This is a genomic window from Sphingomonas sp. IC081 (assembly GCF_006874585.1).
In the GTDB taxonomy this organism is placed as follows: Bacteria; Pseudomonadota; Alphaproteobacteria; order Sphingomonadales; family Sphingomonadaceae; genus Novosphingobium.
Genome location: NZ_CP029761.1, coordinates 667,051 through 680,665, shown reverse-complemented (window position 1 = coordinate 680,665; position 13,615 = coordinate 667,051). Strand labels below are relative to the sequence as shown.

Genomic DNA, 13,615 nt, shown 5'->3' with positions numbered 1-13,615 from the left:
AAAACCGGACGCAGCACTTTGTGTCAAAATGTAAACGCGGCAGAAACTCAGCCGCGACGGGCCTCGGCCGCCATCTCCGCATTGCGGTCGCTCGAAGCCTGCATGGTGTCGGCAATCAGCCGGGCCAGCGCGCCATCGGCGTCAAGCACGTTCATGCCCGCGCGGGTCGAACCGCCCGGGCTCGCAACCTTGTCGGCCAATTCGCCCGGCGAGAACGGCGAGGCCGCCGCCAGTTGGGCTGCCCCCTCCACCATCGCCACGGCCAGACGCTGCGCCTGCCCGGCCTCGATCCCCAGCGCTACGCCGCCCGCCGCCAGCGCGTCGATGAAGCGATAGACAAAGGCCGGGCCGCAGCCGGTCAGGGCGGTCACCGCGTCGAACTGACCTTCATGATCTAGCCACTCGGGCCCGCCGAGCGGCGCCATCAGCGCCGTCACTTCGGCGCGGCCGATCTCGTCCAGCCCGCGCGAATCGAGCGCGACCGGCGACTTTCCGATCGCGACGGCAAGGTTGGGCATGATGCGAAGGATTGCACCAGCATCCGGGAAACGCGCGGAGAGACTATCGAACTCGACCCCGGCGAGAATGGAGAAGAGCACCGTCTGCCTTCCCACCAGCGGCGCGATGGTCGGGGCGGCATCATCGAGCCCCTGCGGCTTGATACCCAGCATCACCGCGTCGAACGCCCCTTCGGCCGGCAGTTCGCGCAGCAGGGTCACGCCTGCGGGAACGGATTCGCGGCGCGGATCGACGACCGTGAAACGCGAGGCGGGAATCCCCCCCTTCAGCCACCCCTCAAGCATGGCTCCCGCCATGTTGCCGCAACCGACAAGCAGGATGGTCTGAAAGCGTTCCATGCAAATTCCCCTGACAAAGTTCTGCCGCAACCGGCGATCACGCCGGTTCGCTTAAGCCAGTGTCCGGAACCTGCCAAGGGCCTGGGCAAGTGCGTGCCCGGTATCGTCCTGCCCGCTCCAGAACAGCGTCAGGCTTCGCCCGCCGCGTCGATGAGGGCGGCCGCGAGTGCCTCGGCCGGGGTCTTGTCCCCCCAGAGGATGAACTGGAATACCGGATAGAACCGGTCACATTCCTCGATCGCCGCTTCCACCACGGTCTGCGCCTGATCGATGCCGAGCAACCCGTCTTCGCCCAGCATCAGGCCATGGCGATAGAGCACCACGCCGCCATTCGACCAGACGTCGAAATGACCGACCCAGAGCTGCTCGTTGACCAGCGCCAGCGCTTCATAGACGGCGGCGCGCTTGTTGTCCGGAACCCGGATGTCGGGAAGGCACAGCAGTTGCAGGACATGGTCCTCCGGACGCCAGATCGCCTGGAACTGGTAGGTTGCCCAGGCGCCCTTCACTTCCGCGGAAATCTCGTCTTCGCTGGCAAGCTCGAAAGGCCAGTCGCGAGCCTCGAAGAGCGCGGCCAGCATCTCCACCGGAGCGCTGTCCTCTTCATGGCCGATATCGTCCTGAACCGTCCTCATGATTTCCGACATTCGCCCTCCGCGTCGCTTGACCGCATGGATGCTTCGCCTTGCCCCTGCTGCACAATGCGGCGCGCGCGATCGCCTGCGCAAAACTGCACTAGGCTGTTAACAGCGTGTGGATAAGAGTCCGGTCCGGAAACCAACCGGCGGGCGGCCCCTCCTCTTCCCAGGAAAGACCCGCCCGCCACAATCACTTGACCGGCAGCACGTCGACGACCTGCCCTTCATCGCTGGTCCAGGGCAAGGCGTCGTCAAAGCCCTGCTTTTTCGCGGATGCCAGGAAGGCATTGGCCGCCTTCTGGGTCGCAAAGGGACCTATCAGCACGCGATTGGTGCGGCCCATCTCACTGACATAGGGCTGGTGCCCCTTGAACAGCGCCGGCGCCTGCTTGAGATAACGGCGCCAGTCGAAGGCGATCGCATCCTTGTTTCGGCCGACGCCAATCTGCACCCAGATCCGACTTGGCTGGGGCGGTGGCACCGGCTTCTTCGGCTTGGCCGGCACGGCGGCCTTGGCAACCGGCTTTGCCGCCGGCTTGGCAGCGCGCTTGCCGTTGACGACCATCTCCGGCTTGTCGTCCGCCTTGCCCTCGCTCCTGGGGTCAGCCTTGGCTTCAACCTTCGGCGGGGGCGGCGGCGCGGGACGAGCAGGCTCGATCTGCCGGATGTCGACTGCACCAGCGGCCGGCGCCGTCTGCATCGTGGGCTTGCCGAGATCAGCGAAGATTTCCGCCAGCGAAAGCTGATGCCCGCCCGCTTCCGGCGGGGCTTCCGCTGCGGTGATTTTTGCCGGAGCAGACTGTGCTGGCGCGGGTTGCGGCCGGGGAGGCGCGGAAGGAACCGGAGCCGGTTCGGCAGCGGCCTGACGGACCGGGACCGACGGCGGCACCTCAGGGGTGGCGGTTCGGGCCGGGCTGGCACCGGCCGCCGAATCCGACACCCTGGCAAGATCGAAGCCCTGCGCGCCGGCAGCAGGCGTGGTAACGGTGGACGGCGCGGTCGTCGCTACCGGCCCGCCAGCGGCCACCTTGGCGCCTTTAACGGGCGGCAATTCGCCGCCCACGTCGCGCGCAGCCGGCGCCGTGCGCGGCGGCTCGGTTCGCACCGTACCGGCCGTCGCAGCGGCAACACGGGCCGCATCGGCACGAGCGGGCGCGGGCGTCGGCGCAGACGAGGCCACTGGCGCCGCCGTTACCGGCTTGCGCCCACCGCGCGCCGCGGGCTTGGCGCCTGCCGCCTGCGGCGCCGGTCGCGGCGCTGCAGCCGCTTCGCTGGCAGCCAGTTGGGTCGCATAAGCGGACACCCGCGCGTCATCGCGGCCGATCTCCGAGGCGCGCGGGAACTTGCCGAGATTGGCGGCAGCCGCCTGCTGCGCCCGCGTGAGCCGCGGCATGTAGCGCAGATAGGGCGCAATGTTTTGCGCCAGTTGCGACGGCAGGATCGAATTGGAGACTTCGATCGCCTGCTGGGTATCGCCGGCAATCGCCAGGGCGAAGGCGCGCGCGCGCCAGCCCGGCTTGTCCTGCTTCTGCAGCAGAGGCATCAGCGTGGCCTGCGCCGCCGCGCTGTCTCCTGCGATCGCCTGACTCAGCGCAAGGCGCATGCGCGCCTCCTCGTTGCCGGAGGACGCGGTCAACGCCATCGTGTAGTAATGCTGGGCCGTGACATTGGCACCGACCAGATCGTAGGCAAGCCCCCGATCGACCGCGATCTGCGATGGCGGTGCCCCCGCCCTCTCCGCTTCCGCAAACAGCGGAATGGCCGAGACCGGATCTCCGTTCATCGCCAGCGCTCCGGCAAGACCGGCTTTCACGCGGGCATTGTTCGGCGTGATTTCGTCCGCGCGGCGATAAAAACCGATCGCCGCGTCGTAATCGCCCAGCGCCTTGGCCGCATCCGCCGCATCCTGCAGGGCTGCGGCATCGCGCGGACTGCGCGCCAGGCGAGCAAGCGCAGCGCTCAACCGCTGCGAATCGGCGCTCGGCAACGCCTGCACCACCGGCCGCGCGACAACCGGCGCACCCTGCGCCATGGCCGGCAGCGGCCCGAGCACGGATACGAGTATCGGCAGGGAAAGCCCCGTTCCGAGGACCTTGCGGGACCACATCCCGCTCGCTCGCTGTTGCCTGACCCGCAAGTTTTGCGACACCTTTTCTGCGACACACCGGACGCATGCCGCCAGGCATGCACCAACAGGCGCCGGATGATCTCAACGGGCCGGGCCTATGCACGCTGCAATCTGAACCCTGCGAAAACGCCGCGCGCGGCGCTTGCACCCGTCACGCACATACGCGAACGGGGCGGACGGTCCAAGACCGCCCGCCCCGCTTGCTACCAATTACTGGTTGTTCTGACGTCCGAGGAAGCGCGGAATCGAGATCGACGCTCCGTCGCCTTCATCAGCGGCCGGCTCGGCCGCCGCCGCCTTGGGGCGCGACAGGCTGGTCATACGCTCGAACAGCGTGCTGCCGCCGCCCACCGGACGGGCCGGTGCGGGCTCCGCTGCGGGACGACGCTGACGCAGCGGCGAGGCATCCTCACCGCCAAGCAGCAGTTCATCCTGCGGAGCAACTGGTTCCGGCGCGGCTTCCATGCCGCCCGAAAGGTCCAGCGGAGCAGCGCGCGACGCGGGAAGGCTGGCGTAGCCATCAACCGCGCCCTCATCGGCGCTCTCGACTTCCTCACCCGCACCAAGTTCCAGCTCACCATAGGTCACGGGAGCCGAAACAGGCGCAGCCGGTGCCGGCGCGGCGACCGGAGCAGGCGGCGAGAGGTCGAGCGGTGCCGGCGCCGGTGTATAGGCTGCCGGCGTCTGGATCGCCGGGCGCGAGATCACCGGGGAGTGCACAGGCGCCGGAGCTTCCGGCGCGGGGCGCGACACCATCGGTCGAACCGGACCACGGCCAGCGCTCAGCGAAACCGGGCGCGCGGCGATTTCGGCCATCTCACTGGTCTGCTCGATGCCGGTGGCAACCACCGAGACGCGGATCTTGCCCTGGAGGTCCGGGTTGAACGCCGAACCCCAGATGATGTTCGCATCGGGATCGACGAGTTCGCGGATGTGATTGGCCGCTTCGTCGACTTCAAGCAGCTTCATGTCGTCGCCGCCGATGATCGAGATGATCACGCCTTTGGCGCCCTGCATCGACACGCCATCGAGCAGCGGGTTCGCTATGGCGCGCTCGGCCGCTTCGAGAGCGCGGTTCGGGCCTTCGCCCTCGCCCGTGCCCATCATCGCCTTGCCCATCTCGCCCATGACCGAGCGGACGTCCGCAAAGTCGAGGTTGATGAGGCCGGGCATGATCATCAGGTCGGTGATCGAGCGCACGCCCTGCTGGAGCACTTCGTCGGCCAGCGAGAACGCTTCCTTGAACGTGGTGTCCGCCTTGGCGACCAGGAACAGGTTCTGGTTCGGGATGACGATCAGCGTATCGACGTGCTTCTGCAGCTCTTCGATGCCCGCATCGGCGGAGCGCATGCGGCGCGTGCCTTCGAACATGAACGGCTTGGAAACCACACCGACAGTCAGCACGCCCTTGGCGCGCGCAGCCTGCGCGATGATCGGCGCGGCGCCGGTGCCGGTGCCGCCGCCCATGCCGGCGGCAATGAAAACCATGTGCACGCCGTCGAGCAGGCGCTCGATGTCCGGCAGGGTTTCCTCAGCCGCGGCGCGGCCCACTTCGGGGCGGGCACCGGCACCGAGGCCCTGCGTGATATCGGGCCCCAGCTGGATGCGGGTTTCCGCGATCGAATTGTTGAGCGCCTGCGCGTCGGTATTGGCGACGACGAAGTCGACACCCTCGATCTGCGCCTGGATCATGTTTGCGATGGCGTTGCCGCCCGCACCGCCCACGCCGATAACGACGATGCGCGGACGAAGCTCTTCGATTGCCGGCGGTCCGATGTTGATGCTCATTTCGTTCTCCTGGCAGGCCCGTGCGCGAAGAAATTTACCTTGACTAGTCTGATTGCACGCTTCGCCCGATCGAGGCAAAGCGTGAGCCATCTTTGTCCACAGCAGAAACCGCCGTTTGCGGCCAATCGTGCCGGGTTTGCCATGGCCACTTGCTGGCCCGGCGCCCCCTCGCGCGATCGGTCAAAAGTATTCCCTCAGTGCTCTATAGACGCGATTGATCACGCCCAGGCCCGAATAACTTATTGTCTGCTGACGGTTCTTTCCGAAAGTACGGATATCGATCGGGTCCGCCGCCGCGTAGAGAACGAGCCCTGCAAGCGTCGAAAAGCCCGGCTTCACGTGCGCTTCGGCCAATCCCGTCAAATGCGGCACGCTGCCCACGCGCACCGGCTTGCCCAGCGCGGCCTGCGCATAATCGGCGAGTCCCACCAGTTCCGCGCCGCCACCAGTAAAGACCACCTGCTTGCCGCGCTGCGCATTGAAACGCATCACTTTCAGGGCCTTGTTTACTTCTTCCATCAGCAGACCAAGCTGCCCGGTGATGACGCCGATCAGTTCGGCGCGCGGAATGCGGTTCTTGTCATCGGCATGGCGGGCGATCGGCCCGGCATGTTCCTCGCCCGGCGCATTGACCGGAATCATCTCGCGGTGATCGTGGGGGCTGGCGATGGCCGAACCGTTCACGCACTTCAGACGCTCGGCCTGGAACCGGCGGATACCGAAAGCCGAAGCGATCGCGTCGGTGATATCGGCAGAGCCCATCGGGATCGAGATCATGTCGATCAGCAAGCCGTGCGAGTAGACGGCCACGTTCGTCACTTCCGCACCGAATTCGACCAGCGCCACGCCCAGGTCGCGTTCTTCGGGCGAAAGGCAGGCCTGCCCCGCCGCAATGGGCGAGCCGACGATGGCCTCCACTTCCAGATGCGCGCTCTGCACCGCCTCGGTCAGATTGCGGATCGGCGCGCCATCCGCCAGCATGATGTGGATGTCCACGCCCAGCCGCTCGGCATGGAGCCCCTTGGGATTGCCCACGCCATGCGCGCCATCGAGCCGGTACTGCGCAGGTTGCGCGTGCAGCACCATACGCCCGTCCGGCTGGATCACTTCGCGCGCGGAAACGAGAAGCTGGTCGATATCCTCCTGCTCGATCCGGCGGCCGCCGATCTCGGCATCGAACTGGTCGATCCGGCTGGCGAGCCCTGCCCCCGAACAGCCGATCCAGACCTTGGTAACGCTGGTGTCAGCCATCTTCTCGGCCCGGTCGATGGCATCACGCACCGCATACGTCGCCGCCGCCATGTCGGTGACGTAGCCGCGCTTGATCCCCTGGCTGGCGCGGTGGCCGGAACCGAGCACGATCATGTCGCCCATTTCGGACATGCCGGCGACGATTGCGGAAATGCGGAAGGAACCGATGTTGACGGCGCCGAACACGCGGGTGATCCGGGGGCCTGCCATCACTGCTCCTCCGCGTCGGCGGGAATTAGGGTCGTTGGCGCCTTCTCGGCGGCAGCCTGACCGTGCGGTACGGCCCCGGCGCTGGAGGCTATTTCCTGCCCCTCGCCTTCCGGGACGCGCATATAGATGCGGTCCGCCGCACGCATGTCGAACGCCATGACCTTGCCGCCCAGAAGACGGTTGGTTCCGTCAAGCCGTGCAAATGTTACCAGCGCGCTCGCCGCTTCCCTATCGCCTTCGGGAAGAGCGAGCACCTGCCCTGTGCGGAACGTCAGGTTCCAGCGGCGATTGCCGATCCACTCCGCCTCCTGCACACCGGGCTGCAGCGCGGGAGCGGCCTGCAGGAGCTTGGCAAGCTGCGTCACCTCCTCGCCCGCTCCGGGGCCGGAAACGATCAGTTTGCCACCGGTGTCCTTGCGCGCTACCTGTTCCAGTTCATGCCCTGTCTCGTCGATCAGCACGAACTGGTCATCCTTGCGCAGCACCGCATGGGCCTCGCGCTCCACAATATCGATCACCAGCGTATCGGGCAGTTGGCGCGATACGCGCGCGTCCTTGACCCATGAGAGGCCCAGCAGTTCGGCGCGCAGGGCGTCGAGGTCGACCTCGGTCATCGCCCGGTCGCGCTCGGCCAGTGCCTTTTCGTAGACTTTCAACTCGTTGAGATGCTTCACGCCGCGCACTTCCACGCGCTTCACCTCGAAACCGACATCGGCCGAGACGCGCGCAAATTGCGCATTCGCCAGCATCGGCACGCCGGCGGCATTGGCCACCACGCAGGCAAGCGCCACCGCGCCGCCGAGAATGGCAACGAGGAAGATCTTGTGCAGCTGCTCCTCGGTAAACGGCAGCCACGACATCGCCGCGTCCAGCGTCGATCCCGTGGTCGCCTTGGCCTTGCGAACCTTGGCCTTGGTGCCTTGCCGGGCGGCGACTTTCCTTGCGCTCTTCGGCTTGCGCCGGATCGTCTGGCTCATCCGCCCTCCTTGGCCGCCTTGCGGGCGCGCGCATCTTCGAGCGCTTCGGCAATAATAGCCTCGACCAGATCGGGATATTCCATGCCGCAGGCGCGGGCCTGTTCGGGCACGAGGCTGAGCGGGGTCATGCCCGGCTGGGTGTTCACTTCCAGCAGGAACAGCCCTTCGACGCCCTGCGTGTCATCCCAGCGGAAGTCCGAGCGGCTGGTGCCCTTGCAACCCAGCAACTGGTGCGCGCGCAGGGCCAGATCCTTGCACGCCGCCGTAATCTCGTCGGGGATCTCGGCCGGGCAGATGTGCTGCGTCATGCCGTCTGTGTACTTGGAATCGAAGTCGTAGAAGCCCGACTTGGGCCTCAGTTCGGTAACCAGCAGGGCGCGGTCGCCGATGACGGCGGTGGTCAGTTCGAGGCCGCGGATATAGGGTTCGGCCAGCAGGCGGTCGAAATGCTGCCAGGGGCCTTCGGTCTCACGGCCGATCGGACTGCCGTAATTGCCCTCGGCCGTGACGATGGCGACGCCGACCGACGACCCTTCGTTGACCGGCTTCAGCACATAAGGACGCGGCAGGGGATCGCGCTCGAAAATCTCGGCGCTTTCGACGATGCGGCCGCCGGGCATCGGAATGCCGTGCGGGACCAGCGCCTGCTTGGTCAGTTCCTTGTCGATGGCGATCACCGAGGTGGCGAGGCCCGAATGGGTGTAGGTGAGGCCCATCAGGTCCATCATGCCCTGCACCGTGCCATCCTCGCCCGGCGCGCCGTGCAGCGCGTTGAACACCACGTCGGGCTTCGCTTCCGCAAGGCGCAGCGCGACATCGCGGTCCATATCGATACGCGTGACCTTGTGGCCCTTGGATTCGAGCGCCTTGGCCACGCCCTCACCGCTCATCAGCGAGACCGGCCGTTCGCTCGACCAACCGCCCATCAGGACCGCGACGTGGAGTTTGGGAAGGGTCACTTCTGAATACCTACTCGTTCTTGATCTCGCGCTCCGGCAAACATGCCTACGCGCTGAATTTCCCATTCGAGCGTGACGCCCGACTTTTCCTTGACCCGGCGGCGAACTTCTTCGCCCAAGGCCTCGATATCGCTGCTGGTGGCGTCGGCCACGTTGAGCAGGAAGTTGGTGTGCTTCTCGCTCACTTGCGCGCCGCCCAGGGTCAGGCCGCGGCAGCCGGCTTCGTCCACCAGAGCCCAGGCCTTGTGGCCTTCGGGGTTCTTGAAGGTCGATCCGCCGGTCTTGCTGCGCAGCGGCTGGCTGGCCTCGCGGCTGGCGGAAATGCGGTCCATCTCGGCCTGGATCGCCTCGGGCTCCCCGGGCTGCCCCTTGAAGCGGGCGGAGACGACCACGGCGCCTTCAGGCAATTCCGAATGGCGATAGGTGTAGCCAAGGTCGGCGTTGACCAGCGTGACCAGTTCGCCGGAGCGCAGGACCACATCGCAATCGACCAGCACGTCCTTGACCTCGCCGCCATAGGCGCCGCCGTTCATGCGCACGAAACCGCCGACAGTGCCGGGAATCGAGCGCAGGAACTCGACACCGGCAATGCCGTTGTCGCGCGCGGTCGAGGAGACGAGGATGCCGCTGGCGCCGCCGCCGCATTCCAGCGTCACGTCGTCCACTTTCGTCACTTTGGCGAAAGGCTTGCCGAGGCGGATGACGACGCCGGGAACACCGCCGTCGCGCACGATCATGTTGGAGCCGAGGCCCAGCGCCATGACCGGCACCACAGGATCGAGATCGCGCAGGAACGCCTGCAAGTCGGCCAGGTCCTTAGGCTCGAACAGCCACTGCGCCGCGCCGCCGGACTTGAACCAGACGAGCGGGGCCAGCGGCGCGTCGACTGTCAGCTTGCCGCGCACGTCAGGAATGTTTGCGACCGCGCTCAAGCCGCCCTCCGCTTGACCACGGCGTCGGCGAGCCCTGCCGCCCACTTGGTGATGTCGCCCGCGCCGAGGCAGACGACCATGTCGCCCGGCTGGATCGAGGTTGCCAGCGCATCGGCCAGCGCGTCCGGCCCGGCGATGACCTGCGCGGAACGGTGTCCGCGCGCTTTCATGCCGGAGACCATGTGATCGGAATCGACGCCTTCGATCGGCTGTTCGCCAGCCGCGTAGACCGGCGCGGCATAGACGATGTCGGCATCGTTGAACGCGCCTTCGAAGTCATCCATGTGATCGCGCAGGCGCGTGAAGCGGTGCGGCTGGACCACGGCGATAACGCGGCCCTTCACACCTTCGCGCGCGGCGGCCAGCACCGCGCGGATTTCCACCGGATGGTGGCCGTAATCGTCGATCACGGTGACGGCACCGCCCTCCACTTCGATCTCGCCCACCTTGGTGAAGCGGCGCTTCACGCCGCCGAACTTGGAGAAGCCGGTCTGGATGCACGCATCCGAACAACCCATCTCCACCGCGACGCCGATGGCGGCGAGCGCGTTCTGGACATTGTGGCGGCCCGGCATCGGCAGTTCGATGCCCTCGATCCGGCGGAACGAACCGTCCCGCTGGCGCAGCGCCACGTCGAAGCGGTTGCCACCCGGAACCGGAGTCACGTTTTCACCGCGAATGTCGGCCTGTGCGGAGAAACCGTAAGTCACCACGCGGCGGTCGCGCACCTTGGGGATCACCGCCTGGACTTCGGGGTGATCTATGCAGAGCAGCGCGCAGCCGTAGAACGGCACGTTCTCGATGAATTCGACGAAGGCGTCCTTCACCTTGTCGAACGAGCCGTAGTGATCCAGATGCTCGGGATCGATGTTCGTGACCACGGCGATGGTGCCGTCGAGACGCAGGAACGAACCGTCGCTCTCGTCCGCTTCCACGACCATCCAGTCGCTTTCGCCCAGACGCGCGTTGGAACCATAGGCATTGATGATGCCGCCGTTGATCACGGTGGGATCGACCCCGCCCGCATCGAGCAGCGCTGCCACCAGCGAGGTCGTGGTGGTCTTCCCGTGGGTGCCAGCCACCGCGACGGTGTTCTTCAGGCGCATCAGTTCGGCCAGCATCTCGGCGCGGCGCACAACCGGGATGCGGTGTTCGAGCGCGTAGACCACTTCCGGGTTCTCACGCTTCACGGCGGTGGAGGTGACAACCACCGCCGCACCCTCGACGTTTTCCGCCGCATGGCCGATCGAGACCTTGATGCCGCGCTTGCGCAGCCCTTCCACCACATAGCCCTCGGCAATGTCGGAGCCCTGCACGGCATAGCCAAGGTTGTGCATCACCTCGGCAATGCCGGACATGCCGATGCCGCCGATGCCAACGAAGTGGATCGTGCCGATGTCGGTGCCAACGCCCTTCATGCGGCAGTTCCCTTGCGCGCGAGGGCTTCACCGCTCTTGGCGGGCACGGTCTTGTCCATTCGAATTACGTCCATGATCGGGCTGGCGCCGAAGCTCTCCACAAGATCGGCAAGGTCGCTGGCGGCGTTGGGATAGCCGCAGTTCCACGAGGCGTGTGCGGCGTTGGCCAGGGTTTCGGGGTGCTGAGCGATAGCTTGTACTTGAAGGCAGACGTCCTTAGCCATTTTCTGGAAAACGTCGGCTTGTTCCTTCAACAAGACATTACGCTTCTCCCCGCCATATCGATCAGGCTCTTCGGTCGTGATGGCAGGTTGACGAATGACGCGTGCACCGCCAGCCGCGACCAATTCGCGCGCGTTGGCCGTTTGATGATCATCCGTCGCATAAGGCAAAGGGATCAGGATAGCCGGTCGGCCAACATCCGTCAGTTCGGCGATGGTCGAGGCCCCCGAGCGTCCGATAAACAAATGTGCGCCTGAAAGGCGGGCAGCCATATCCTGAAAATACGTCGCGAGTTCGGCCGGGATACCATGTCCCGCGTACCGCGACCGAACGCTTTCGATATCCTCCGCACGGCACTGCTGAATGACCTGAAGGCGCGAGCGCAGCGCGGGCGGAAGCATGGAAAGTGCGTCCGGGACTACCTGCGAGAGCACGCGTGCGCCCTGGCTGCCGCCGGTGACGAGGATGCGCAGCAGGCTGTCCTCGGTGAATTCGGGGAACGGCGCATCACGCAGCGCCAGCACTTCGTCCCGCACCGGATTGCCGACCAGCGTGACCTTTCCGGAAAGCTTGGGGTCGAGCCGGTCGACCTGCTCGAACGCCGTGGCGATGGCATCGACCTTGCCCGCGAAGTAGCGGTTCACGCGGCCCAATACCGAGTTCTGCTCATGCAGGATCGTCGGCAGACGGGCCGAGCGTGCAGCCAGCATCGTCGGCAGCGCCGGATAGCCGCCGAAGCCGATCACGGCGGTGGGCTGGAAGCTTTCGAACAGGCGCAGCGCCATGCGCTTGCCTTCCAGGATACCGCGCAGGCCCTTCAGCCAGTTCAGCGGATTTTTCCCCGCGATGCGCCCTTGTGGCAGCACATGCGCCGGCAGGTAATCGGGCTTGCCCGGAATCGCGGCGCCGCGCTCATCGGTGATGAGCGCGACGTGATGCCCGCGGCGGTCCAGTTCGGCAGCCAGCGCGAAGGCAGGGATGAGGTGTCCGCCCGTCCCGCCCGCGGCAAGAACGTAGTGACGGCTGACCAGACTCATGAAGAAACGTCTCCGATGGCGCGCAGCGAGAAGCCCTCGCGCTTGATGAAGGGATTGCGCCGCGTGATTGCGAGGAGAAGGCCAACCGTCAAGCACATGGCGACAGTCGACGAGCCGCCGTAGCTGATCAGCGGCAAGGTCATGCCCTTCGAGGGGAAAAGCTGCAGATTGACGAGGATGTTGATGAACGCCTGCCCGCCGAACTGCGAGGCGATTCCCGATGCCGCCAGCACCGTGAACAAGTCCTCCTCCTCGGTCAGGCGCAGCATCACCCGCACCAGCAGCGCAAGATAGAGGCATACGATCACCATGCAGGCGATCAGCCCGAACTCCTCCCCGATGACCGAGAAGATATAATCGGTATGCGCCTCGGGCAGCGCCATCTTGCGGATGCCCATCCAGAAGCCCTGCCCGAACCAGCCACCGTTCAGCAGCGTGCGCTGCGCCAGGTCCACCTGGTCGAAGGCATTACCGCCCGACAGGAACGAATCGATGCGATTGCGGCCGTTGGCATAGGTGAAATACATCACGACGATGCCCGCCACGCCCGCGCCCGCGAACATGCCGATGCGCTTCAGGGGAATGCCCGCCAGCAGGATCATCACGAAGAACGTGCCGGAAAACAGCATCGTCGAACCAAAGTCCGGCTGCGCCATCAGCAAGGCACCGATGAGCCCCATCAGGCAGAAGCAGATCGCCACCACCGGAATGTTGGGATCGCGCGCGCGCCAAGAGAGTATCCACGCCAGCAGGATCGGAAAGCCGGTGCCGAGGAACTGCGAGGGCTGGAGAGAGATGCCGAAGTGCAACCAGCGCTTGGCGCCGTTCACTTCGGAGCCGACCACCGGCACCAGCAGCAAGCCGAAGATCATCATGCCCGCGATCAGGATGCCAAGCCGCCGCGCGCTGTCCTTCGACAGGCTGGAGGCCCAGAACATCGCGCAGAGCCCCACGAACTGCCAGCGCAAGTGCAGCCAGAAGAAGTAGAGCGCCGGCAGACGCTCATGCGCGGTCGACAGGCGGCGCGCACTGGCGGGCGAACCGGCGGCAACGGCAATCGCGCCGATCCCCATCAGGATCAGCACGAGAGCCAGAAACGTACGGTCGATCTCCTGCCACCAGATCGCCAGCTGGCCGCGACGATTGCGGTTGTAGCGGACGTTGGCGGGCGTGTTTCCCGGCGCGGTCGTGGCCATGC

Annotated in this window: 11 protein-coding genes; all 11 read right to left on the bottom strand. The window is 66.0% G+C overall.

Going from position 1 to position 13,615, the window contains the following annotated elements; all coding sequences use genetic code 11:
* Positions 1-47: 47 nt before the first annotated feature.
* Entirely contained in the window at positions 48-857 is an 810-nt protein-coding gene (locus DM450_RS03365; protein WP_142632595.1) for a pyrroline-5-carboxylate reductase family protein, read from the bottom strand.
* A gap of 128 nt (positions 858-985) precedes the next feature.
* Positions 986-1,492 (bottom strand): YbjN domain-containing protein, encoded by a 507-nt coding sequence (locus tag DM450_RS03360; RefSeq protein WP_185928695.1) that lies wholly within the window; start codon positions 1,490-1,492, stop codon positions 986-988.
* Positions 1,493-1,685: 193 nt separating this feature from the next.
* Positions 1,686-3,602, bottom strand: a complete 1,917-nt coding sequence (locus DM450_RS03355) for an SPOR domain-containing protein (protein ID WP_142632593.1) — start codon at positions 3,600-3,602, stop codon at positions 1,686-1,688.
* A 231-nt stretch (positions 3,603-3,833) separates the two neighbouring features.
* Positions 3,834-5,411, bottom strand: a complete 1,578-nt coding sequence (gene ftsZ, locus DM450_RS03350) for a cell division protein FtsZ (RefSeq protein ID WP_142632592.1) — start codon at positions 5,409-5,411, stop codon at positions 3,834-3,836.
* A gap of 180 nt (positions 5,412-5,591) precedes the next feature.
* The gene (gene ftsA / locus DM450_RS03345) at positions 5,592-6,872 is read right to left on the bottom strand and encodes a cell division protein FtsA (RefSeq protein WP_142632591.1); all 1,281 of its coding nucleotides are present in this window, start codon (positions 6,870-6,872) and stop codon (positions 5,592-5,594) included.
* Positions 6,872-7,849, bottom strand: coding sequence for a cell division protein FtsQ/DivIB (locus DM450_RS03340; RefSeq protein WP_142632590.1), 978 nt, complete (start codon positions 7,847-7,849; stop codon positions 6,872-6,874). Before DM450_RS03340 ends, ftsA begins: the two co-directional genes overlap by 1 nt.
* Positions 7,846-8,808, bottom strand: a complete 963-nt coding sequence (locus DM450_RS03335) for a D-alanine--D-alanine ligase (RefSeq protein WP_142632589.1) — start codon at positions 8,806-8,808, stop codon at positions 7,846-7,848. The genes DM450_RS03340 and DM450_RS03335 overlap by 4 nt, the downstream gene beginning before the upstream one ends.
* Positions 8,805-9,740 (bottom strand): UDP-N-acetylmuramate dehydrogenase, encoded by a 936-nt coding sequence (gene murB, locus DM450_RS03330; protein ID WP_142632588.1) that lies wholly within the window; start codon positions 9,738-9,740, stop codon positions 8,805-8,807. The genes DM450_RS03335 and murB overlap by 4 nt, the downstream gene beginning before the upstream one ends.
* Entirely contained in the window at positions 9,737-11,158 is a 1,422-nt protein-coding gene (murC, locus tag DM450_RS03325; protein ID WP_142632587.1) for a UDP-N-acetylmuramate--L-alanine ligase, read from the bottom strand. Before murC ends, murB begins: the two co-directional genes overlap by 4 nt.
* Positions 11,155-12,417, bottom strand: coding sequence for an undecaprenyldiphospho-muramoylpentapeptide beta-N-acetylglucosaminyltransferase (murG, locus tag DM450_RS03320; RefSeq protein WP_142632586.1), 1,263 nt, complete (start codon positions 12,415-12,417; stop codon positions 11,155-11,157). Before murG ends, murC begins: the two co-directional genes overlap by 4 nt.
* Positions 12,414-13,613 carry an FtsW/RodA/SpoVE family cell cycle protein gene (locus tag DM450_RS03315; RefSeq protein ID WP_142632585.1) on the bottom strand — a complete coding sequence of 400 codons (1,200 nt, stop codon included), beginning with the start codon at positions 13,611-13,613 and terminating at the stop codon, positions 12,414-12,416. Before DM450_RS03315 ends, murG begins: the two co-directional genes overlap by 4 nt.
* Positions 13,614-13,615: the final 2 nt, after the last annotated feature.